Annotated in this window: 21 protein-coding genes; 18 read left to right on the top strand and 3 right to left on the bottom strand. The window is 38.9% G+C overall.

All coding sequences use genetic code 11. The features are described from left to right. Positions 1-243: 243 nt before the first annotated feature. Positions 244-537 carry a helix-turn-helix domain-containing protein gene (locus AC3WU2_RS25495; protein ID WP_492457783.1) on the bottom strand — a complete coding sequence of 98 codons (294 nt, stop codon included), beginning with the start codon at positions 535-537 and terminating at the stop codon, positions 244-246. Positions 538-1051: 514 nt separating this feature from the next. Between AC3WU2_RS25495 and AC3WU2_RS25490 the strand changes: the two genes are divergently transcribed. The 17 genes from AC3WU2_RS25490 to AC3WU2_RS25410 all read left to right on the top strand — a co-directional run bounded on the left by AC3WU2_RS25490 (position 1052) and on the right by AC3WU2_RS25410 (position 21526). Next, positions 1052-1648 (top strand): TnsA endonuclease N-terminal domain-containing protein, encoded by a 597-nt coding sequence (locus AC3WU2_RS25490; RefSeq protein WP_492457782.1) that lies wholly within the window; start codon positions 1052-1054, stop codon positions 1646-1648. A 2-nt stretch (positions 1649-1650) separates the two neighbouring features. Continuing rightward, a complete protein-coding gene (locus AC3WU2_RS25485; RefSeq protein WP_492457781.1) occupies positions 1651-3705 on the top strand; it encodes a TnsB C-terminal domain-containing protein in 2055 nt (684 codons plus the stop codon). A gap of 4 nt (positions 3706-3709) precedes the next feature. Further along, complete coding sequence (locus tag AC3WU2_RS25480; protein WP_492457780.1) at positions 3710-4678, top strand: TniB family NTP-binding protein; 969 nt, start codon at positions 3710-3712, stop codon at positions 4676-4678. Positions 4679-4971: 293 nt separating this feature from the next. Beyond that, positions 4972-5109 (top strand): sunset domain-containing protein, encoded by a 138-nt coding sequence (locus tag AC3WU2_RS25475; protein ID WP_492457860.1) that lies wholly within the window; start codon positions 4972-4974, stop codon positions 5107-5109. A 623-nt stretch (positions 5110-5732) separates the two neighbouring features. Beyond that, complete coding sequence (locus AC3WU2_RS25470) at positions 5733-7211, top strand: fibronectin type III domain-containing protein (protein WP_492457779.1); 1479 nt, start codon at positions 5733-5735, stop codon at positions 7209-7211. Between the two features lie 52 nt (positions 7212-7263). Continuing rightward, positions 7264-12831, top strand: a complete 5568-nt coding sequence (locus AC3WU2_RS25465) for an RHS repeat domain-containing protein (protein ID WP_492457778.1) — start codon at positions 7264-7266, stop codon at positions 12829-12831. An 18-nt stretch (positions 12832-12849) separates the two neighbouring features. Continuing rightward, positions 12850-13173 carry a hypothetical protein gene (locus AC3WU2_RS25460; RefSeq protein ID WP_492457777.1) on the top strand — a complete coding sequence of 108 codons (324 nt, stop codon included), beginning with the start codon at positions 12850-12852 and terminating at the stop codon, positions 13171-13173. Positions 13174-13782: 609 nt separating this feature from the next. Then, complete coding sequence (locus AC3WU2_RS25455) at positions 13783-13950, top strand: hypothetical protein (RefSeq protein WP_492457776.1); 168 nt, start codon at positions 13783-13785, stop codon at positions 13948-13950. Between the two features lie 403 nt (positions 13951-14353). Then, on the top strand, positions 14354-15286 hold the full coding sequence (locus tag AC3WU2_RS25450) for an ABC transporter ATP-binding protein (protein WP_492457775.1): 933 nt from the start codon (positions 14354-14356) through the stop codon (positions 15284-15286). Between the two features lie 21 nt (positions 15287-15307). Beyond that, positions 15308-16423, top strand: a complete 1116-nt coding sequence (locus AC3WU2_RS25445) for an ABC transporter permease (protein ID WP_492457774.1) — start codon at positions 15308-15310, stop codon at positions 16421-16423. Further along, positions 16420-17517, top strand: a complete 1098-nt coding sequence (locus AC3WU2_RS25440; RefSeq protein ID WP_492457773.1) for an ABC transporter permease — start codon at positions 16420-16422, stop codon at positions 17515-17517. The genes AC3WU2_RS25445 and AC3WU2_RS25440 overlap by 4 nt, the downstream gene beginning before the upstream one ends. 46 nt (positions 17518-17563) lie before the next feature. Further along, positions 17564-18664, top strand: a complete 1101-nt coding sequence (locus AC3WU2_RS25435; RefSeq protein ID WP_492457772.1) for a sensor histidine kinase — start codon at positions 17564-17566, stop codon at positions 18662-18664. Beyond that, positions 18633-19262: a response regulator transcription factor gene (locus AC3WU2_RS25430; protein ID WP_492457771.1), complete on the top strand. Its 630-nt coding sequence runs from the start codon at positions 18633-18635 to the stop codon at positions 19260-19262. The genes AC3WU2_RS25435 and AC3WU2_RS25430 overlap by 32 nt, the downstream gene beginning before the upstream one ends. Positions 19263-19684: 422 nt before the next feature. Further along, positions 19685-20515, top strand: a complete 831-nt coding sequence (locus tag AC3WU2_RS25425) for a copper amine oxidase N-terminal domain-containing protein (protein WP_492457770.1) — start codon at positions 19685-19687, stop codon at positions 20513-20515. Between the two features lie 165 nt (positions 20516-20680). Further along, positions 20681-21139, top strand: a complete 459-nt coding sequence (locus AC3WU2_RS25420) for a hypothetical protein (protein WP_492457769.1) — start codon at positions 20681-20683, stop codon at positions 21137-21139. Between the two features lie 136 nt (positions 21140-21275). Next, on the top strand, positions 21276-21413 hold the full coding sequence (locus AC3WU2_RS25415) for a hypothetical protein (RefSeq protein ID WP_492457864.1): 138 nt from the start codon (positions 21276-21278) through the stop codon (positions 21411-21413). Further along, entirely contained in the window at positions 21350-21526 is a 177-nt protein-coding gene (locus AC3WU2_RS25410) for a hypothetical protein (RefSeq protein WP_492457768.1), read from the top strand. The genes AC3WU2_RS25415 and AC3WU2_RS25410 overlap by 64 nt, the downstream gene beginning before the upstream one ends. A 95-nt stretch (positions 21527-21621) precedes the next feature. Here AC3WU2_RS25410 and map read toward each other — a convergent pair whose 3' ends face one another. Beyond that, positions 21622-22368, bottom strand: a complete 747-nt coding sequence (gene map, locus AC3WU2_RS25405) for a type I methionyl aminopeptidase (protein ID WP_492457767.1) — start codon at positions 22366-22368, stop codon at positions 21622-21624. Positions 22369-22375: 7 nt separating this feature from the next. After that, positions 22376-22921 carry a TetR/AcrR family transcriptional regulator gene (locus AC3WU2_RS25400; protein WP_492457766.1) on the bottom strand — a complete coding sequence of 182 codons (546 nt, stop codon included), beginning with the start codon at positions 22919-22921 and terminating at the stop codon, positions 22376-22378. A 289-nt stretch (positions 22922-23210) separates the two neighbouring features. On the opposite strand from AC3WU2_RS25400, the gene AC3WU2_RS25395 reads away from it, so the two are divergent. Continuing rightward, complete coding sequence (locus tag AC3WU2_RS25395) at positions 23211-23561, top strand: hypothetical protein (protein ID WP_492457765.1); 351 nt, start codon at positions 23211-23213, stop codon at positions 23559-23561. The last annotated feature ends 228 nt before the right edge of the window (positions 23562-23789 follow it).

The raw sequence follows: 23789 nt of genomic DNA, 5'->3' as shown, positions 1-23789 counted from the left end.
CTTTAGAAACAAACTATGTAGATGATATTTAACCTTCTCGAAGCCCTTGAATAAGTGGGACTGTCAATTCGTTATTGCTGTTAGCCTAGTATTAAAGCACTAAGGGGGACGTTAAAGTATTAAGCGAAAATTTATATCTGAAAACCTGAGGCATCACTCATTGAGAGGTGGTCTATTTGTTGTTATATGAGATAATTCATTGACTTATTAATAATCAATAAGATAGAGCAACTCAGAAAAAAATTACACATATTTTAGTGAATTATCAGTAACACCGTCATTATTTCTTTTCTTTTTATTTCTACCAACACTTTCAGGGAGTAGGTCATAAATAGATACATTCAATGCCATTCCAATCTGATACAGAGATATCAGAGAAACTTTCTGAATTCCGTTTTCGATGTTTGAAATAGATGCTCTTGATAATTGTATCTTTTTGCTAAATTCAAGCTGTGTCAGGCCCCTGGCTATTCTGATAGATCTTATTTTAACCCCAATATTATTATAGAGCATCTCCTCAAGGCTCTGAGAAATCATTTTATCGCCTCCTCTATTAGTCAAGCTACACATTGTTAACAACTTGCCTCTTTCGATCCTGCATACAATTTACACATCGAATACATTAGCTAATTAGTTTATTAATATATATGTCTATTAATATATCTATTAATTAGATACTAACTCATGACAGTTAATTTGGAGATGACGTCAGTGATCCTATTGATTTCAGTTTCACAATCATTAAATGAGACGAAGAGAAAGAGGGAAACCCGTTAGCGCTGGAGGATTCACTATAAGACGGGTATATTTAATTGCTTAATTTAACAGAAGTTTAATTTCCCAAACATCAGGATATGATTAATTGTAAGAGTAGGCATTTCCAAAAACACATGAGTTATATTGGATGGGGGAATCTCTCGAAATGTATACACCTTGGCTAACTTAATAAAATGAGACGATAAAACAACTTGAAAAAAACAAGATAATGGGGGTGGAATTTATTCCAGTTAGAAAGATTGGTCCAAAAAAAGGTATTAATAGGAGGTGCCTTGTGGCAAGAAGAACAGGTGATGAATCGATGATTTTTGGTGAAAGCCTTCTCGAGCGAGACTTTCTGCGTTTTTGTAACTTTCAACCAGAAATATCGAAAATTGAGTATCAGCCCTTCTGTATCAAATACAACTACAAAAAGCGCGCTCGAAGGTATACACCAGATTTTCGTCTGACAGATGCCCAGGGGGGAATAACAATCGTGGAAGTAAAGCTTTCACAAGAAGTGACTAACCCCGAGAATATCATTAAATTCGAAGTTGCTCAGATATACTGTCAAGAGCAGGGCTGGAGATTCAAGGTAGTAACGGAGCTTGATCTACGTAAAGGGCAACTGTGTAACAACATCAATCTCCTTCTGGATGTAATGCGGCTAGATATTGCTATGGCAGATCTGTTGATGGTGTACAATCGCTTGAAAGAAGTAGGTCCTTGCTCAATTAATGAGCTACAATTACTTACTACTGAAATTGATCGGGTGATGTTCACAGCGATTGTATATAGATTGCTGTTAGACCATTACATTTCTGCGGATCTGGTAAGGAATAGGATCTCCAATCAGACAATTCTCTTCATTACTGAAGGGAGGGAGTTGTAGTTATGTCCCAACACGATTTCTCACATGGAACAAAGTTCTTGCTTAATGGGCTTGAGGTTGTTGTAAAACGTTCTGGACATCGACAAATTACCATTGAAAATGTCAAATATGGAAAGCTGGAGACCTACAAGGTCGAGGAGCTTCTGCAAGCATGGATGGACGGTAATTTGGAGTTTCAAGTGGAAGAGACACAGCCGGTTATAGAAACCGATTTTGGATCCTTTCCGCCCGAAAAGAAAAAAGAGGCAGAAAGGAGGTATGAGATACTACGTCCTTTCATTAAAGGGAAGAAAAAGTTTATAGATTTGAAGGAACATATTGAGGAAAATCAAATTTCACAAGGTACTTTTTACAACTGGATGCGTAAGTGGTTACGATATAGGGACATTCGATACCTGATATCTAACTATGAATTGAGGGGACCTCGAAGCCGGTTGTCCGACGAAAAGGTATTGGAAATGGCGAAGAAGGTAATCAACGACCTAGCTTATGAGGATATCATTCCTAGTGTTCGGGAAATGTATGATGAACTCAAGGCTCGAGTTAAAGAAGCAAATGATTTTATGGATGAAGCCCAAAAGTTGAAGCGTATATCCTTTACAACTTTTTGGCGAGTGTACCGTGATGAACAGGATAAATACAAACAAGATGTGATTCGTCATGGTCTTCAAAAGGCGAGGCTGCTTCGAAAAGGTTCTCGAGGACGACTATATTGCGACCGTATTTTAGAACGAGTTGAAATTGATTGGACACGGGTGGATCTGCTACTAATTAATCCAAGAACTCTCCAAAGACAGCGACCTTGGCTCGTGTATGCTATTGATGTATTCTCCGGTGAGCCTTTGGGCTTCCATGTTTGCTTCAATGACCCAGATACTAGTGCAATAAAACAATGTTTGCTACACTGCTTTCTGCCTAAGACATATGTTAATCAGTTGTATCCAATAGTGCAAAAAGAGTGGACAGCATATGGCATTCCTAGAGAAATTGTTCTCGACAATGCCAAAGTTAACGAATCGTTTGACTTGCGTGACATATGTCAGACCTATGGCATTGATATTCAGTACTGTAGCATTGGCTCAGGTCATCAGAAAGGAGCAATTGAGAGAGCTTTTCGAGCATTAAATCAAAAATTGATTCATCGTTCCCCTGGAACAACTTTCTCAAATCCTTTTGAAAGATCGCAATATGATTCAGAAGGGGAAGCATGTATTACCTTGCAAGCTTTCAACTATCTAGTGCATATCGCATTGGTCGATATGATTTCTCATGATTGGAGGCATTCGGTTACGAGAGCAGGCGTTCCTCATGATCTTTGGCATAAGAGTCTTAATGAGAATCCTCACCTTAGTTTATCGGTACCTCGGAATCTCAAAGAGCTAAAAATTGTCATGGGAGCGGGGTTAGCATTTAGAAAGCTGCAGTCTCAAGGAATAAAGCTTGAAGGTTTGTACTTTCAAAGTGTTGCCCTGCAAGATCTGCGTTATGAAATGGATCGGTTAAACCGTAACGAGGAGTTACGTATTCGTTATGATGTCGACGATTTACGAGTGATCTATGTTAGAGATCCGTTAAATGAAATTTATATTGAAGCGTATCCTGATTTGGAGATCATTGCTGATCGAAAAATACGATCGGATCTTCCTATTCCTTTTTATGAGGTTCAGTTAAGGTCAGTTGAGCTGAGTAGTGCGAAGACAAAGCATGACGACAGTCATGTTGGTCAAGCACGTCGAAACGTTAAGGGAATATCGAAGCAGCAGAAAGAAGATCAAAAACAAGGGTATGCTGAAACGCTGGCTGAGATTAAGCAACAATTCCAAAACTTTGAGGAGATCGGTTACGAATTGGAACAGCATTCTTTACCAGAGGATGTTGCTGACATTAATTCGGTCCAACAATCAGAGCCAATGAAACCAAGAAAACCAAAGGGTAAAAATAAGAAGGGTCAAGAAGTTGTCACTGATCAAGAAGTTCAGCAGCCTCCCAACTATGATGCGGGAGATGATATGGATGATGACTTGCCTTCGTATCAAACAGGAATAAGAGGTGCATGAAAACATGCCGAATAATTATGACGATGAATTTTATGAAAGCTTCGGTTTGGATCCGGAAATCCTAAAGAAGCAAAAAGAAGCAGTTGAACAAGTGAAAGAAATCGTCATTCACCACCCTATTTTCCAAAAGATTCTCCAAGAGATATATATCTGCCACAAGCAGTCACAAGACTCCTCAAAACCAGATTGCATGTGCTTATTCGGAGATTCAGGAACAGGAAAGACGACGATATTAGAGTATTACAGAAGCAAATTTCCTCGCAGGGAGGAGGAAGAAGGGGACAAGATCCCTGTTCTTGTGGTGGAACTGCCTTCCGGAGCAAAGCCTAAGGACGTCGCATCAAAAATTCTTTTTTCTATGAAGGATCCCATGTTTGACAGTGGAACAGAAAAATCAATGAAGGCAAGGATTATTAACTTTGTGGAGAAATGTGATATAAAATTATTGATCCTTGACGAGTTCCAGCATGTCAACGATAGCGAAAGTAAACGCGTGAAGTCGAACGTTGCTGACTGGATTAAAGGACTTGTCAATGAGGTCAAAATTCCTGTGATCTTAAGTGGGATTCCTACTAGCGAGTCACTTTTTAAGACCAACGAACAGTTGGATACTCGATTTACAAATCGCCAGAGAATTCGCCCATTCGACTACGATCAAACCTTTCGCGGATTTCTAAAAACTGTCGACGAAAAGTTACCGTTCCCAGTTCGTTCTGGATTGGCCAAACCTGAGCTCTCCCAAAAGCTATTTTACGCTTCCGCTGGAAACCTTAGGGTGTTGATGCGAACAATTGAACGAGCAACTTGTGAGGCTGTCGCTGCAAACAGAGATCATGTTAGTGAAGACGATTTATTCGTTGCTTACAGTCAAGTTGATTTGTCATCTCGACCGCATGCTGTAAACCCATTTAACGATGACAAGTTTATTTTCAAAGCAGCGATGATTGAAGAAAAGAAAAAATCCAAAAAGTAGGTGTTTGACCATTGTACTATAAGGCTGTCGCCAAAGAGCGGCAGTTTTTTTTGTTGTATAATTATACATTCAATGCATAGATATTAAAATGCAAATTATATTTTATCCTGAAAAACTGCTTGCTTATGCTCTGTAGTTCAGGGGAATTATGAAACAATAAGAACGGAGCTATGCTTGGTTTCGGATTTTTTATTACATTTATTAATGAAAAATAACACCGTCATGAAATAGGATCTAAATGCTCTGAGAAAATAAAGTTGTAGCAAAATTAAGTATTAGACTGACAATGCGTCATTAACGGGCAATTTAAATCGAAGAAACAGATATATCATGTTCCGGGTGGTAGTTCATACGGTACCTTGAAAAATCCTGTGATGTTTTGTTCAGAAAAGGAATCTATTTCTGCTGGATATAGAAAAGCAAAAAATTAGTTATGTATAGGCTTGGGGAAAAATGTCCTCAAGCTTCTTTTTTTAAAAATTATGCTCTGTTATTCTAGATTGTATTGATTTTGAGTAAAGCTATGTTAACCATTTTGCAAGTATTTAGTTGCAACGCCATTAAATCGGATAATCCAACCCTAGGGAATGCCTCTTTTCAAGAAAAGGCCTTCCCTTTTTTGCTATTCATCTACTTTGGATATTTTAAAGAATATTTGAATAAATTCGACAAGAGAATTCGAAGGATTTCGACATAAGAAAAAGATTATTGTATTTATTAGAGGTATAAATAAGAATTGAAGGAGAAAAAAGGAAAAATTGGACCAGAAAGGAGCAAGAATCACACGGGGAGAACTTAGAAATATTAGTGAATTAACTACTTAGTAAATACTCGCATTGCGAATCATAGGAGTTCACTATGCTAACCAGCTTATCATGCTTACCCCTCCATCTAAAAGTTTTTTACCCCACGTCGAGTAGCAAAGTTGAATTATACTATTACTTTCGTAACTGTTGATTATGTTGAGTTCGTGAGAGTGTTAAATATTGTACCTAGAAAACGCTTGCAAATACTGCATGAAGGTATTTTTTATTACATTTTAGAGGAGTTGAGTATGATGACTAGAATCAAGTTTTTTAGTATTTTTATAATTGCTTTATTAATAGGAGGAGGTGTTCCTCAAAATAACGTGTACAGCCAAGGATCTGGAATTAATCAGCAAAGTAAGCAAATTAATAGCTTAACAACAGCCAGTATAACAGCTGGAAAAATAGATAGTGGCTACATAAAAATTGATGTTTCAACAAAATCTTATAATAACTGTGAAACGTTTTACTCACCTAAAACTGATATTAATGATGTAGGACCTCAAGGAGGAGTTACTCCCCCAGTCGTACAGTGTACCCAATATACTGTGAATTCAAAAATTACGAATACCAATACCCCTATTATGGGAAAAAAGTATCAGAGTGAATTCTATATTGGCTTAATAAAATTTGATCTCTCAAGCATTCCTAAGGATGCTGTGATTCAATCGGTTAGTGTTAATAATATGGATTATGGTGGTGTAACTAACCCACCACCATTATCATCCATTAAGGGTGTTATTGGCACACCGAAAATGGCCTGGGCTTCGATTAATAATGATACATATGTAACATATAATGATTTTACTTACGATTATCAATATATTAATTCTTATTTTAATACGTTTAAAGATTGGAAAAGTACAGTTCAGGAATGGGTTTTAACAGGGATTAATAATGGAATAGCTGTGGGATATAAATACTTTTCCAAAGCTGCAGTCCCTGTATTAATAGATACATATGATTGGAGTAAAGCTACTCTAAGCGTAACATATAGTGTTGACAATATAACCCGGCCTACACCACCAAGCAATTTAACATATTCTAACGTAACGAGTTCCTCAATTGATCTTAAGTGGGACGCTTCTACGGATAACAATATCGTATACGATGTTTATCGTAATAGCGCTTTGATAGGAACAACTAGATTGACATCGTATTCTGTTAATGATATAGAGCCAAATACAGAATATAAGTTTACTGTTCAAGCAAAAAATCAGGCTGGTATCCTGTCAGAACAGAGTAATGTACTTGTTGCTAAAACCACGGTGTTACCCCCTCTTTCAGATATAGATTTTCTATCATATTCATCTGTCGTCAAAGGTACTATTAACGTTTCGGGTTGGGCATTAGATGGTTACGGTATTGACAAAGTTGAGGTATGTATTGATGGAATAATCATGGGACAAGCAGTTTATGGTGATGCTCGTGAAGATGTATATAATCGTTACAAAAAATATAACAATCATAACTCTGGTTTTCATTATATTCTAGATACGTTGAAGTTAATTGAAGGGAAACATTCTATCTCGATTATTTCTACCGACAAGAATGGTGTGAGAACAAATGGAGATAATAGAGACTTCATCGTTGAGAATGCAGTAATAAGTAAATATCAATATGACAAAAATGGCAGGTTAGTAAAGATTGATCTACCATTAGGGAAATCTATTGAATTTATTTATGATAAGAACGGGAATCTCACAAAAAAAATATTAATCAACTAAGGAAAAAACTTACTTTAGAAAGATATTAATTAAATTTATGGGAGGTTAAATTATGACAATTAGGCTTATTTCAAAAATAATGATAATAGTGCTTACATTATCTTTCATCTTACCAAATATTGTAGGAGCTCAAGGTCTTCAGGTTGATATAAACAATATAGACAATAATGAAATGCCTATTATTAAATCTGTAAGTCCCGCAGATTATGCGGACAATATTGATAATAATAAGAAAATAGAAGAAATGCCTATTATTAATTCAGAAGCTGTAAGTTCTGCGGTTTATGCGGAACAACCAGAAAAGAAATTATTAAATGATTATATCTTAAAGCTGAAGGCTAATAGATCAATTGGTAAGAAATATAATTACACAAAGAAGAATATCGAAGAGTTAATAATAAAAGGGGCTACAAGAGAAGATATTTATCTTTCAGATATTATTGGGAACAAGTGGTTAGTGAACCCAATGGAACTATTTGACCGTAAAAAGAATGATAACCTTTCTTGGGAAGATATTATAAGGAATCTTCAGACAATAAATCCAGAACAGGAAAGCGTTAGTGACATTCAACAAACAACATCTGATTCAGATAACCCCTTATTACCTTCAGTAAGTAACGATACTTACAACACCTCCGTTTTAGATTCTGTGTATCAAAATAATATGAACTCAATTACAACTTATGATCAAGATATCAATAGTGTTTATAATGGATTAATTACTCAAATTCAAATTAATCAGACGAAAAAGCCTCAGTTCTCTGATAAAAATGGTACAAGCGAAATGATAGATCCATCCTCTGGGAAACTAAACTGGAGTGAAACAAACATTAGTCTTGCTGGTAGAGATGGGCTTGACTTGAATATAGGAGTTAATTATCAATCAAATTATTCTTATATTTACCAAAGATACTATAATGGAAATGGAAACCTTAAGAAATTCAACTATTTACTTTCCCGATATGATCTGGGAGTAGGGTGGTCTTTTAAATTCCCATCTATACAGATTTCTGATGGATACTTGTATTATCACAAAGGAGATGGGGCAGTTTATCAAGTTGATTTTTCTACAAGTCTTTCCCCTTTCAATTACACTCACTTGATTGGATATCAAGGTAAGGATTTAAAGTTAATGCAAGATACATCCAAATCATTCAATAATGGACAAGCTAGTTCATCATATTATTTAGAATATGCTGATAAAAAAAGAGAATACTTTGCTGATGATGGACGTTTGCTCGGTATTGTTGACAGGTTTGGTAATACTATCACTTTTCAGCATCTAGATCGTACATCAAACGATGGTAAAGTATATAAAATGATTTCATCAATAACGGATTCAGTTGGGAGAATTGTTACTTTTACATATGACACAACATTGAATAACGAACCATTTAACGGCGAAGGTATCGTGGTATCCGTTAAGGACACGAGTGGAAAAACCATTGAATCTGTAACATATATGAAAAACCGTTCAAATGACACGTTAAGTGGGAACGCGGACGGCCATTCACCTTTTCTATGGTATATAAAGAATCAAAATAATGATTATACGTATTTCATTCATGATGCTTTTTCGAATAATTACTTTTCCTATTCTGAACCAGCATATACGGGTTATGCAGGCAGGACTAATTTTCATCCATTGATACAAGTAACAAAATCAAACTCAATAACAAATTATCGATATGAAAAAATTACCCGTCGCTTAGGAAATTCTGGATTTGGAGAAGAATATCGAATAAGTTCTAGGTATGATATGATTTGCAGTTATTCTTCATACTCTGGAGATTTTAATCATGTTAATTATTCTTATTCAGGTGATTTCACTGGCTATGACCCTAGTAGTCCCTCTTCAACTCCGAGTTATTATAACTATTCTTCATCACAGACAATACAAAGCACATCAAAAACAAATGGTTTGAAGACAACTTATAATTATAATGAACAAGGGCAATTATTATCAACAACAATACGCGCAAATAATGGTGAGCGTAAAGTAATAAACAACACATATTCTAACACTACATTTAAGTCCTTACCTACTCAAATTGAATCAAGAGAATATAGTAGTGATAACGATAATAATCCTAATATTTTATTTACAAGTACAACCTATAACGATTGGGGAGGAATTCAAAAAGTAACACTCCCATTAACTGAGACTCAATATAATAATCAAACAACTAAAGAAAAATATACCATTCAATATGATTATGATCCAACTTATTACTTTTTGAAATCAAAAGCCTGGTACCAAAATAATGAAACATCAGTCGGAGAAAAATATGAGTATTACACGAATGGACGTTTAAAGAGTTATACAAAACCTGATAACTCAGTAATTAGTTATTGCTATGAAGCGATTGATAATGGAAATATTACTTCAAATTGTTCAAACCCTGCTTCAAACACAGTTGGTAAATTAAGTAAGATGACAGAAACGAAATATAAAGGGGATGTATTAGAAGAAGTAACCGAGACGCTGTTTGATCAATCTACTTACTATGCATATCCTATTGAGGTCAAAAGTTACTTTAATACAGTTCTTTCTGGGCAGCAAATTAGACAAAATATTAAGAAAACAATGACTTATGATTTAGGAAGAGGGCTGTTAACTAGTGAATCGGATGGGAACGGAAATACAACTCTTTATGAATATGATGCCCTTGGTCGCACTACAAAGATAAGCTATCCAAGTTTCAACAATTCGAAGGGCATTCAGTATGAAATGACTGACAATTATACCTATGTAGATGGTCTACTTCCAGATAATGCTGATTCGGAGAACTTTAGAAAAAAAGCACTGATTGTCGGTTATGAAAGAAAATATACTCAGAAGAATTCCGGGATTGTTACTACATTATCATCACAAAAATCTTATTATGATGGATTTGGGTTTTTAAGATATACTGTAGACTCTAATGATGCGATATACCAATACCATCCTGATGATTTAGTAAGACCTATTTATGCTATTGATCCACTAAGAAATACTACAACTATTGATTATAATTCTTGGGGAGAACAGCATGAAGCTTTTGATACTTACGGTAATCTATATGTAACAGAGAAGATTCTAAAAGCACGTCAAACAAACAATTATTTTGTAGCTGCTGCAGATGTGTCTACTTATAGAAATAATCCTTCACAAAACAGCATTAAGTCAAGCTATGTTTCTCAAGATTATGATCAATGGGGAAATTTATTAGCAAATAGAGTATATAAAGATTGGCCTAATCAAAGTCAACCAGTAAGCGAAAACTTTTCATATGACATCGTCGGTAATGTGATCACATACACCGACCCAAAGCGTAATATTAATGTTGATGGAGTTACAACAAAATATAAATATGATCGATTAAATAGGCTAATTGAAGTAAAAGATGCGTTAGATCAAATTATAAATTATGAATATGATTTAAATGATCAAATCACAAAAGTAACTACTAGTAGTGGTGGTTCTGCGGAAGTCCCACAAGTATTAACTAAAAAGTCATATAATCAAATTGGATTGAAAGATACTAAAACTGATCCATCTAATTATCAAGAGTTATTTTCTTATAATAATTTAGGTTTAATGCAGGAAACGAAGGATCGAAACGATAGTAGTTTTACTTATCAATATGATCAACAAAACAGACAGATTTATGAAAATATTATCGGCAGTAATGGAGATACACAAACAAAGACGTTTACTGTAGGAAGTAATAACATCAAAGAAGATAGAACGGAAATTAGTAAGAATGGTATTCTTAGCTCATCGCTAACAACCCAAATTGATAATACCAAGAGAGTAACATCTATTGAGACACAAGCGGGTCCTTTTATATCACAACTCGGATTAAATTATGATAAAAATAACCGAATAACGATGTTGAATGTAAATGGGGATTCTGGAAAATTTTATACTCAATATAAATATTCGAAATTGCGATTGGATACAGTACAAGTTAATGGACAATCAATTGCTAACGATTCAGATGCAACTAACGTAAAATATTCATATTTCCCGAATGGACAAATTCAATCTATTTCATATCCTCCGTTGATGGATGGAAGTTTACTGAAAACGGAATACGCTTACGATTCATTAAAACGGTTGAGTATGGTCACCAATAAGAAAGGTACTACTGTTTTATCATCCTTTAGCTATACTTATGATGATAATGGGAACATACTTACAATATCACAATCAATAAAAGATCAACCGTCTCAATCACAAACGTATACTTATGATAAGCTGAATAGACTTAAAAATATTCAACGTTCTGACGGAACTTCAGCTAGTTATAGTTATGATTTAAAAGGAAATCGGCTGACTTTAAGTGAAACGAGTAATGTAAAACCAAGTTTAGATGAGGCAACTTTCCAGTATGACCTGAGAAATACACTAATTGGTGCAAAAAAAGGGACAACAACAACAACAACATTTGATTATTCACCCGATGGTTTACGATATCGGAAAACCACAGGAAGTAATGTAAAACAATACAAATACAATCCGAATCATGAAGTCATTTCTGAGGTGAATGGAAGTAATCAGACCACTGCTAATTATGTCAGAGGAGACCGATTATTAGTTAAGAAGGATGTAGCCACAGCTAAAGATTATTACTATTTATATAATGGACACGGAGATGTTATCCAACTTGTTGATACAAATGGGAACATTGTTAATTCATATTCCTACGATGAATGGGGGAATATCATCCAACAAAATGAGCAGATTTCCAATGCATTTAAATATGCTGGGGAAATATATGATGAAGAAACAGGGTTATATTATTTACGTGCACGGTATTATGATCCAAGCATGGGACGGTTTTTAAATGAGGATGCGTATGAGGGTAATAGAACAAATCCATTAAGTTTGAATTTGTATACGTATGTAAGTAATAATCCTTTGATTTATACAGATTCTTCTGGACATCGTATCGACGATGACAAATATTTAAGTAAATCAGATCAAAAATTAATTGATCAATACACTGATGCGTTTAATAATGCTAAGAAAGCAGGTAATAAAGCTGCAATGCAGGCTGCACACGATGCTGCAATTGCAGTGCGAACAAAGAGTGGACAATACGAAGCTATAGTAAGAACTAACTATTCAACTGGGAAGAGTACGCCTTATTCTACTGGAAAAGGCGGAATACATGAAGATTGGGTATCAACAGCTGCAGTAGTTCCTGTCGTTGCTGCAGGTGCATATTATATCCCAGCGCTAGTTCCGAGTTTTTTTGCTGCCGCAGATGTTGCAACTATGGGCTATTCTGCTACAACTTTGGCAGGGGGTGCTACAGTTTTTGTAACTGGAGCAAAAGCGGTTAGTATGGTTTCTGAGTTGAATCAGATTGCTCAAAAATCTAAAACAGTAGGTAGATCGATTACTGGAATTATTAGATCTGATGGAACAATCGAAGCACATCTACAAGATGCAGCATTTAATATTACGCATAAAGGACTAGGACTTACAAAAAGTGATCTAGGATTTAACTTAGGTACTTACAATGGACAGTGGTTTGTTACTGGATCTGGTTATGCTAGTGAGATGAATTGGGCGAAACCATCTCCAGCACAGCAAGAAATGATCTTAAAGTATTTTGGGCTTGATTAAATGGAAGGAAGTAATGGTATGAATCTAATTGATAAAATACTTTCAAGACATGTTCTGCACTGTCCTAGATGTGGTGAAGAATTATATTTTTATATGACTTCTTCTGATCGTAAAGTTTATTATAAATGTATTACTTGCTTATCATTTTATAAAAGAAATGCAAATGAAAAAATGCTAATTGAATCGGATGTTCCTAAAATTGTTAATGAGATGCACTTCAATCATGACGAGTCTTATGTACTACATTATCATGGTACTCCAACAAGTATTGCATATAAGCCGAAGTGGTTATCTTGGATTGAAAAAATAATAGGGAGAGAATTGTTAAAGACTAAGAAGTAATCTCAATCGAGTTTTGTATTATGCAAGAATATACTTTGTGATATAGAATGTTTACCACATGCAGGTACATACTTCATGTGGTATTTTTTTTTAGCTACGGATGAATTAAAACAGTTACTAGGTATACTATAATGATTCATCATAAAATTGAAGTGACAATTTTAGCTTTCAAAGTCTAGGGATGTCGCTTTTTTGTTATACCCACTATTTGACACGCGTTAACGCGCATGATATTCTTTTCATAAGAACTAATGTTTGTAATTATATTTGTAACAGATGATAGTGCTAGTTTTATACATCATAAGCGTTCTAACTAACTTTGTTTTTATTATTATGTGAATACAAGAGTGAAGTGCTTAAAGTGCTTCACTCTTTTTATTTTTTCATACGAGGTGGAAATATTGATGGAGTCTCACATTTCCATGTACACTTCGTAAAAGGGCTATAGGGGAAAAGGTAACAAAAAAACTCATAATCTAATTTAGACAATGAGTTATTAGAAATTGCTGGATAGTTCTCATGTAATTCTTGCAGCAATTGTTGCTTCATATGTGTTACGAGCGAATATTAAAGCATGATGACCTACTCCAGCTAAAAGAAGGTGTTCGTTTGGGAAGTCGCTCCAGGCCGCATGACTCGGAAACCATGGAGCATTTTTTCGTCGATGTCATGACTGGAAAAGTGCTGATTGATGCATTAGCAGGCATCAGCAAGTTGTTCCTCATCACGCCATATTCGGACGATCGGCTCGGCGTGGTTGTATCAGGATGCTTATAGTGAGGAATTCCTTAATATTATTAGGAAATTTGATCAAACGAAAAAGATTATCGCCTCGATGCCAGTTCTATGTAGGGGACCGACGTAAGGCATGAAGGAGCAAATTGTTTGCTGCGAACGTATTATTCGAAAAATTCAGTACCTTAAATTAAACGTAAACAATTCTGAATCGATTTAATTTACGTCCCTTAAAAACGATTGTTCGTTTTTTAGTTAGGTTATTGCGTTTTAAATAATTTTGTTTCCATCTATTAATATGATTGAAGGGACAGCAGGGGTAATCGTTTTTCATACGAGGATATGACAAATGTCATGTCAATTCATTCCTCTGATCACTGTGAGCACACTTTTTCCAATAGTAAAATGATCACAGAGACAATTGAGAAAGTGAGGAGTATGAGGGATGATCGTAGAGGTAAAAAATTTGATCAAGCGTTACAACGATTTTTTGGCATTGGACCATATCAGCTTTTCGATTCGGGAAGGAGAGATCTTTGGTTTGCTGGGTCCAAATGGAGCAGGCAAATCGACGACGATCAGCATCCTCTCCGGGCTGACAAGTTTTGACGGCGGAGAGGTTCTATTTCTGGGAAAAAAAATCGGCATAAATGAGATGGAGGCCAAACAAGAGTTGGGTATTGTCCCCCAGGATATTGCCTTATTTGAGGATTTGACTGCGCAGGAGAATTTGGACTATTTTGGTCGTTTGTACGGACTAAAGGGCAAGCTGCTAAAAGAACGGGTCAAGGAGGCGCTGGCCTTCACAGGCCTTACTGAGCGGAGAAAAGATCGGCCTAAAGGATTCTCGGGCGGGATGAAGAGAAGACTTAATATCGCCTGCGCGATTCTCCACCATCCCAAACTGATTATAATGGATGAGCCTACGGTAGGTATAGATCCCCAATCAAGGAATCATATTATGAAATCGATCAAAGAGCTGAACCGCATGGGTTCGACGATTATATACACGTCGCATTATATGGAGGAGGTCGAAGAGATTTGTACGAAGATTGCAGTTGTGGATCGTGGCCGGGTGATCGCTCAAGGCACAAAAGAAGAGCTGAAGTTGCTTGTGTCATCGGAAGAGAAAATTTTAGTCGAATTAACCTCCGTCAATTTTACAGTTGTGGAGCGTATAAAAAAAATCAATAGTATCAGCGAGTGTGCCGTGAACGGGAATCGCCTTGAAATTGTCGGGAAAAAGGGTGAGCAAAATATCAGCCGTATCATTCAGGCTATAACTGAAGCGGAAGCTGAAATTTCATCTTTAAACGTAGAAAGTCCGAGCCTGGAAGCCGTCTTCTTGACGCTAACCGGCAGATCGCTGCGCGATTAAATGAATAAGGAGAGGAATGCAATGAAAATATGGACAATTGCTTTCTATACAATCTTACGGCATGTGCGTGATGTCAAAGCAATGACCGCTTTTCTTCTTCTGCCGCTTGTCATGATGCTGCTTCTCGGATCGATGCAGAGCAGTAAATTTACACCGACGACGGTCGGGCAGTTGAAGGTGGGTTTCCTGAATGAAGATGACGGAAACATAGGAGCGGCGTTAGAAAACTATCTGAGCTCCCCGGCTCTAGAGGGCCTGATTCAGCATGCTCCAGTTACGGATATTGCTCAAGGGAAGGAACTTATAAAAGCCGGTAAAATCAACAGCTTTATCTATGTGCCGTCTCATTTGTCGAACCAGCTCCAGGAGGGGAAAGAGGGTCGCGTGGAATTTTACGGAAAAGAAGATAGGCCTTTCATCCAGCCCATCGTGGAAAGTTTTATCCAAAAGTATAATTTATCCACATCTCTGGATAGCAAAGCGAATCCAGTTGAAATTGAAACGTCCGATTTGGGCATTCGTGAGGTGAAGCTGGAAACGGCAGGAAAAATCCCGACCGGCATTGATTATTATGCCGTTACGACCATGTTTCAGTTCCTGCTTCTTGGTGCACTTTTTGGCGTGTTTGCCGTGACGAAGGATATCGGCAATCAGACATACTCAAGGCTGTTAGCCGCACCCGTGCGCAGCAGCCGGGTAACATTGGGTAAGCTGTTGGGCAGTTTGATCACGCTGTACGGGATTTCAATGTTTTTGTTTCTAGCATCCAAATATATCTTTCGGGCGAACTGGGATGCAAGTTTGTGGATGATTCTGCTGGTTCTCCTCTTGTTCGCTGCGATTTCAGTTTCGTTTGGGATGATCATGGCTTATTTAACCAAAAGTACGATGATTTCATCGCTTTCTCTCTTTATTCTTTCGTTCGTATTCACGCTGGTTTCCGGCGGCATTGCGCCGATTGATGGAGTTGTGTTCGACACACTAAGCCGATTTGCACCGAATTCATACGGACAAAAAGTTCTTTTTGGCAGCATCTATGGCGGAACCTTCATGTCTTCGGCCCTGTTCGGATTGACCTTGTATACGGGGATTATCGTCGTGCTTGCCATGGTTTCGGGAAGGAGGAGAATGGCTTGAGCATTTTTAAACATACGATAAAACGAATTTTCCGGAATAAAATTCAGCTTATCTTCATTATTCTATTCCCGCTTGTTTACATGTCGCTTGGGTTAATTGACGATCATACCCCGCTGAAAGCGGCGGTAATCGATCATGATGGAACGGATTTAACAGAGAGCCTTATTCGCGGTTTAGAGACAAAGGCCGAGATGAAGATCGTTAAAGAGAAGGATATTGAACAGGAACTAAAAGATTTGAAGGTTGATTACGTTCTTGTGATTGATGAAGGGTTTACAAATCGTCTCATCCAAGGAGAAAGGGGGGGGCTGAACGAGTTTTCAGTTAAAGAATCGAATCTGTCGCAGCCGCTAAGCATCTATGTGAAAGAGTGGGCGAGTCAAGCTGAGAAGATCGCAGCATCTGCTGGTTATCAGCCGAAGGCCTTCTATACCTCTTACAAGCAATACGGGGATCTAGGCTCCCTGAAGCTGGATAGCCTTTCCATTCAGGACCATGGAGAGGATAAGTCCCGAAAGGTATTCGGTTTTCTGGTCATCCCAATGCTTTATACGTCACTGATTGCTGGACTGCAGATCATATCAAACCGAAATAATCATACGCTTTACCGAACACTGGCTGCTCCTGTCCGAGTTCGCAGCTATACGCTTCAAATGATCGGAAGCTTTTTATTTGTAGCTGTGATCCAGCTTACTTTTGCCATGCTCGTGTTAAAATGGGGTTACAGCGTGGATATGAACAATTCGGAATGGGACTTATATGCATTCCTGATATTGTTCTCGGTGGCTGCCGTCTCCTTCGGAGTGGCTGTCAGTTCCATTTCGAAATCGATCCTTCAAGCATGTCTTATCGGCATCTGCCTCATTGAGCCGATCTCCATGTTGGGTGGGGCATACGGCCCACTGGACTGGGCGCCGGATGTCGTCAAGACAATAAGCCAATTTACCCCGGTGTATTGGGTAATGGACGGTATCGATCAACTCCTGCGTGGCCAGTCACTTCTTGGACTTGGTAAAGAGGCGGTAATGATCATTATGTTCGCGATTATCTTTTTCCTTTTCGGGACCTTAAGAAAAACAGATATCGCTAAATAGGATCATTTGATATACTGTGTCCAAAAGATGCTAGGAAAGGTCTGACATGAAATATATTGTAAAAACCGTCATTTTCGGATATCTGATCATCGAGCTGATCTCGGGTGGAGATATTCCTTATGGGCAGCTCCTAATTGTTATGATCGCAATTATTGTCCAGCTTGTTAAGGAACGATATTACGATTCCGTTTGGTTGACCATCGCAACGCTCCTGCTTACTTGTGTAGGGGTTGCGATGGATTTTCTTTTCTCGATATGGTTTGCGCTCGTTTTTTACGATTTTATGCTTAAAAAGGGATGGATCGGGCCAACGGTCGCTTCCGTTTGCGTTGCCTATTTTTTTACCCAGGCACCGCAATTTCATTGGATTGTTGTTTTAATTGCCCTTTCCGGTATGCTGGCTTATCAGATCCGGAAGAAACGGGAAGAGGCAAACCGCTTTACCTTGACGCTGGACAATGAGCGAAGATTACGTTACGAATTGGAGCAGGCAAAGGCCCAGCTGTTGTATGCCTCCAAAGAAATTGCAGGGATCACCGAGGTGAAAGAACGCAACCGGATCGCACGTGAAATACATGATAGCGTTGGCCATAATCTGGCGGGTATTTTTATTCAGCTGCAGGCTGCCCATAAAATTCATGCCAAAGATGAGAGCACAGCTATGAGCATTGTCAAAACGTCCATTGATGGTCTGGCAAATACAGTCGAACTGCTCCGAGAAACCGTACATAATATCAAGCCACGGGAAAGTCTCGGTGCGGAATATTTTCACGGAATTATTGAAAACTATCAGTTTTGTCCTGTGGATCTGCAGCTGAGCGGGGACTTCAATAGTGTACCATCTGCACATTTGGAGCTTCTCAGTGCCACGATCAAGGAAGCACTGACCAATACGGCTCGATATTCCCAAGCGACGAAGGTAGAAATCAAGATTGACGTGAATCTGAATTACACCCGATTATATGTAAAGGATAACGGAATCGGTAGTGCGAATATCAAAGAAGGATTAGGACTTAGCGGAATGCAGGAACGTACCCGCAATCTGGGCGGGAGTTTCAATTTCCACTCGCGGGACGGATTTATGATTGTATGTGTAATTCCAAGGCAGGAGGGAAGTGAAATCTTTGAGGGTACTTATCGTGGATGACGATGCATTAATTCGGGATGGACTCAAGATTCTGATTGACTTGGAGGACGATTTCGAAGTGATCGGTACGGCTGTCAACGGGCAGGACGCCTTTGAGATGTGTCAGCAGAACAGACCAGATTTGGTGCTAATGGATATACGTATGCCTGTTATGGACGGCGTACGGGGAACTCAACTGATCAAACGCCATTTCCAGAATATGAAGGTTGTGCTTCTGACGACCTTTAAGGATGATGAGTACATTAAAGAAGCTGTAAAATCCGGAGCGGAAGGATACATATTGAAGAATCAGCCCTCAGACAGTATTATCGAAAGCCTGCGTGCGGTAGGCAAAGGAAATACCGTTTTTGAAAAAGAAGTAGCCCAAACCTTATCCGGCTTACTGAAGGAAGACAAGAGGCCGCCGTCTTCTCTGGGATTGAATCCCCGTGAACTGGAAGTGTTGGCGCTTGTCGCCGACGGATTCTCAAATAAGGAGATTGCCGCGCATTTATATCTGAGCGAAGGGACCGTGCGCAATTATGTAACAGCACTGCTCGAGAAGCTTCAGCTTCGCGACCGAACCCAGCTGGCTATATTCTATCTAAAGTATCAATAGACGATTGATATATTGATTCCCATGGTTGTCATTTATGATAGATGAATTAATTGTGACTCTTTGATTGAATGCTCGGAATAGAATAACTATTATGAATGATTGCGCCACCAATATGAGTCAATTCTTTTTATAGAGACTGGCTCTTTCTATAAGTCCAAATGAGGTCTTTGAATAAGTAGCAGTCGATAAATAATAATAAGAACGTATACTTGTCTAATGACACAAATGTCCCCACATAATTATTGAGAAAGAGCCTGATGGATCAGGCTTTTTGTTATTATAACCAAGCCAAAATGAACCGTTAGCTCTCGAGAATGGCACCGCTGTCATTAAGCTAACGGGCAGTTTAGCGCAACATTACTTCATAGTTCTCGTCTATAGTATTTGTTCGCTAAAATATGCTAAGAAAGGAATAAAATACAATGAAAAAGGTTCTCATAGGAATTTTCGCTGCATTAATTTTATCTATCTCTTCACCTGCATACGCGGCAGATATGCAAATAAAAGTTGAAGGTGTTACTATTGCCTCCGATGTGAAGCCCGAAATTAAGAACAATCGAACGATGGTGCCTTTGCGGTTTATCAGTGAAAATTTGGGAGCCAAGGTCAACTGGTCGGGTTCGGAAGTTACGCTCGCAAAAAGCGATACGCAGGTAATCTTAAAATTGAAGAGCAAAACAGCGGTGAGAAATGGTAAACCCGCGCTACTCGATGCAACACCATATATCAAGAATAATCGCATCATGGTTCCGCTTCGCTTTATTGCAGAAACGTTTAACTGTAGCGTCGAATTCAGAAATTCAACAGTATCTGTTGAACCTGCCCCATTTATTCTAGACGGCGTGATAGTGAAAGCATTGCAACACGAAGTTTACTATACAATGGGCAGCATAGTAAAACAAATGAATGGGAGTTCCTATAACGAAGCGATTTATCATATTTTTATAGACAACAAAGGAAGTAAGGTGGAGGCCCCAGCTGGGTACACATCGAGTGTTATGCAGCTTAAACCAGGGGACTATTACATGGCTGGGCAGTTTGATTTTTTGGATCAAAAAGGGAACAGCATTAAACAGTTTAATCTCTATATTTTATCTGATTCCAAGGGCAATACTTCCGATGTTAGGTTATATGATGCGACTGAAAACCAATGGTATTTATTTACCGATTCAGCAGTTAAATCGATTTATCAGCTCATTGATACTGCCGGACAGAATGGTTTTCTGACGATGATCAGTGATACAAATCCATAAGGCAACATTTTTTTCTTATTACGCTAACGGGACACGATAGTACAATGACAAAAGGCTGCCGGCAGCCTTTTAAGCCAACGGGCAGTTATGCTTAACAATCTAATTTGATAAAATGAAAACAGCAATTCGATCAAAGACTGTTGATGTGCTTTGAAATGGAGGTTTATGAGAAAACTAAGAAAACACCTATTGAATCTTGCGTTGGGTGAGTTAGCAGCCGCTTTTTGTTTTTTGGTTGTATATAAAATTTATTTAGACTTCGGACTTGCGAGTTTGCTTGCGCTATCATTCCTAGTGTTTATATTATTTCAAGGTGTGTTGTATTGGGTATTTAGAGCTTATTCAACAGGTAAACTGAAACCATCTTTAATGCTGAAAATCTTGATTGTGCTTAGAAGTACGAATCTTATTCTAGCTGTGTTAGTAATTGTTTTATTGATTATGCTAGCCCAGAATAAAAGGGACCTAATTGTAGGTATGTTAATTTACGTTTTTTCCATGATAGAATATATAAATTATTATTGGTATCGTTTAAGCTACGGAAAATCAGGTTTCAATATTAAATTGCTTATTCAAGCTGGCTTACAGCCGTCGAGTATTCATAAATTATTAAAAAGAAAATAAATCTCTATACAATTGATAACGAGAGCACATTAACAAAGAACTGCAAATATAATTCAGCTAACGAGGAACGAAAGTTGAGGAGCTTGCTTGAGTCAGCTCCTTTTTGTTTTGTTGAAGTAACGGGCAGGATAACGCAATGACCGCAGTCGAAACAAAGGACAGAATTGCTCGATTAACGTCACCCATGGTCATCATGCGGGAGACCTTGTATTGCACCATCTGGCCCGGTTATTGTCCGAGTCAGCCGGAATTTCCGATTATGTCGCGCGGTTGACCAGAGATGAATTCGTCGTACTGGCATGTGATCGCGCCCAGATGAGTAGCCCCATCACGATCCTTGAGGATACGCTGTCCGCGAACCTGCCTCAGCTCCTTTGGGCTCTATAAGAGAGAGGATGAACGCATGTATCGGATGGAGAAATATGCTATGCCGAATACGTAAAAAAGAGGTCGACCATCTCGTTGGTCGGCCTCTAATTATTCTATTGCGCGGTCAGGATTTGTGGACCTTCAGCCGTGATGGCGATCGTATGCTCGTATTGGGCGGCGAGCTTGTTGTCCATCGTCCGTGCGGTCCAGCCGTCCGGATCGATTGTCATGAAGTAGGTGCCTTCGGTGATCATTGGCTCAATCGTGAACACCATGCCTTCCTTGATGCGGTGGCCTTTTCCAGGCTTGCCGACATGCATATAAGTCGGCTCCTCATGCAGGTCGCGGCCGATGCCATGGGCGAGAAGGTCGCGAACGACGCCGAAACCGTGTGATTCGGCATGCCGCTGGATCGCGCTCGTCACGTCGCCGAGTCGATTGCCGGGCTGCGCCTGCTCGATGCCCAGGTCAAGACATTCCTTCGTGACACGCATCAACTTCTCGGCCATCGGCGATATCTGCCCGACCGCATAACTCCAGGCCGAATCGCCGAGCCAGCCATCGACCTCAGCGACCGTGTCGATCGTCACGATATCGCCTTCCTCAAGGGGCTTATTGCTAGGGAAGCCATGTGCGATCACATCGTTGGCGGAAGCACAGGTCGCATATTGATAGCCCTTATAGCCTTTCTGGTATGGCTTTGCGCCGTGCTTCAACATAATGTCCTCGAATATGCGCTCAATCTCGTTGGTGGTAATACCCGGTTTGATAAGCGGGGCGATTGTACGATGGCATTCAGCCACCACTTGGCATGCCTTGCGGATAGCCTCAATTTCATGCTTGCTTTTTAAAATGACCATGTTCGTATCAGAACTCCTTCGTAATAGCTTGCATCGCGAGCTGGGCGATTCGATCGACGTCCAGGTCGGAATTGCCTGCATAGTAGTGCAGCCCACAACAACCGACCAGCACGGCAAGCATATGGTCGACGCTGTCGTCTTCGCACTGGGCGATCGATTGGAGCGGAACGTACAGCCGTTCCATAAATTTTCTTTTGGCGTGGTGTCGATCCTTCTCAGGCAAGCTTGCATAATGTTCCGCAGCCATTTTGTAGACGAGATATGTGCGGGCGTCCGACTGCCACAGTCGGAGCAGTACCTTGCAATACGTCAATAGCTGCCTGTTATCCGGGGTGCCGCGGCTGATGTTCGCCCATTCTGCCAGGGCTTGCTCGCATCGCTCGAAGCCGCTGCCCAGCACATCTTCTATTAGTAAATGCCTGTTGGGGTAATAATGGTATACCGTGCCGTAACCGAGACCGGCCTCGCGGGCGACGTCGCGAATATCAAAGCTGCCGCCCGTGCGGAAGTAGGCGCGCGCGGCGAAGTCCAGGATCTGTTCTCTGCGCTGCATGCGTATGAGCTCATTTTGTTCTTTGGTACGGGGGCACATGGGCGCGTGAACCTCCTTTTGTAGACCTGCAAATTTGTCAATATAAAGAGTGTAACGAATGGGGTGTAGAAATGCAATTATCTGTTGGTGTTCGGCGAAACAAATATTAGACTGAAAAATAATGTACTAGCCATGAAAATAAAGTTGTAGACTGCACTCTTGTTAAGCTAACTGGCAGTTTACGGCAACATAAGGCAAATAGGATCCGTCTGATAATACTGAATCCAAAAGAACGGGGTGCATAATCTTCTTGAAGAAAAGACTCATTATATTTATTATATTTGTCCTGTCCATTGGCATATTATCATCATGTTCAGATACTAAAAAACTAGAAGCATCAGATAGTCAATCATTGAAGATTATAATTTTTCAGGGATTAAATTACAGGGTAACTGATGAAAAAGTCGATGACCAAGGCATTGAACAAAAAGTTGGAGAAGTAAAGTCTTACTCAAATAAAAGTGGCGAGCACTATGTTGTAGATGCTTTCTCAAACGCATATCAGATCGGCACTGAACTTTATAAAATCAAAGATAGCGACGTGAAAGAAGCTATTGCATTAAAAACTGAGGATACATATCTTAAAGCAGTTAGACGGTGAGATTAAGCTAACGGGACACGATAGCTTAATAAATAACTAAAACGCGGCTGCCGGCATATATCGGCAGCCGCGTTTCACTAACGGGCAGGATAACGCAATAAAGGAATCCCTAAACTTTGGTGGAATCAATGTTATTATGAGGTGAATTAGTTGAACTTTTCGGACAGATTGACTAGCATTGATTTTACGGATTTTATGGGACAAAAAGTAACAGATATAACTGCTATT

It is taken from the genome of Paenibacillus sp. EB106-05-06-XG162, from assembly GCF_058791655.1.
The sequence above is the reverse complement of the archived record's forward strand: the minus strand, read 5'-3'. Positions and strand labels throughout refer to the sequence as shown.

Bases quoted from the DNA above. Each gene is read 5' to 3' on its own strand.
- AC3WU2_RS25470 (WP_492457779.1), top strand. From the start codon at position 5,733: ATGATGACTAGAATCAAGTTTTTTAGTATTTTTATAATTGCTTTATTA.
- AC3WU2_RS25495 (WP_492457783.1), bottom strand. From the start codon at position 537: ATGATTTCTCAGAGCCTTGAGGAGATGCTCTATAATAATATTGGGGTT.
- AC3WU2_RS25450 (WP_492457775.1), top strand. From the start codon at position 14,354: ATGATCGTAGAGGTAAAAAATTTGATCAAGCGTTACAACGATTTTTTG.
- AC3WU2_RS25400 (WP_492457766.1), bottom strand. From the start codon at position 22,921: ATGCAGCGCAGAGAACAGATCCTGGACTTCGCCGCGCGCGCCTACTTC.
- AC3WU2_RS25465 (WP_492457778.1), top strand. From the start codon at position 7,264: ATGACAATTAGGCTTATTTCAAAAATAATGATAATAGTGCTTACATTA.
- AC3WU2_RS25420 (WP_492457769.1), top strand. From the start codon at position 20,681: ATGAGAAAACTAAGAAAACACCTATTGAATCTTGCGTTGGGTGAGTTA.
- AC3WU2_RS25480 (WP_492457780.1), top strand. From the start codon at position 3,710: ATGCCGAATAATTATGACGATGAATTTTATGAAAGCTTCGGTTTGGAT.
- AC3WU2_RS25445 (WP_492457774.1), top strand. From the start codon at position 15,308: ATGAAAATATGGACAATTGCTTTCTATACAATCTTACGGCATGTGCGT.
- AC3WU2_RS25485 (WP_492457781.1), top strand. From the start codon at position 1,651: ATGTCCCAACACGATTTCTCACATGGAACAAAGTTCTTGCTTAATGGG.
- map (WP_492457767.1), bottom strand. From the start codon at position 22,368: ATGGTCATTTTAAAAAGCAAGCATGAAATTGAGGCTATCCGCAAGGCA.
- AC3WU2_RS25415 (WP_492457864.1), top strand. From the start codon at position 21,276: ATGACCGCAGTCGAAACAAAGGACAGAATTGCTCGATTAACGTCACCC.
- AC3WU2_RS25425 (WP_492457770.1), top strand. From the start codon at position 19,685: ATGAAAAAGGTTCTCATAGGAATTTTCGCTGCATTAATTTTATCTATC.
- AC3WU2_RS25460 (WP_492457777.1), top strand. From the start codon at position 12,850: ATGAATCTAATTGATAAAATACTTTCAAGACATGTTCTGCACTGTCCT.
- AC3WU2_RS25435 (WP_492457772.1), top strand. From the start codon at position 17,564: ATGAAATATATTGTAAAAACCGTCATTTTCGGATATCTGATCATCGAG.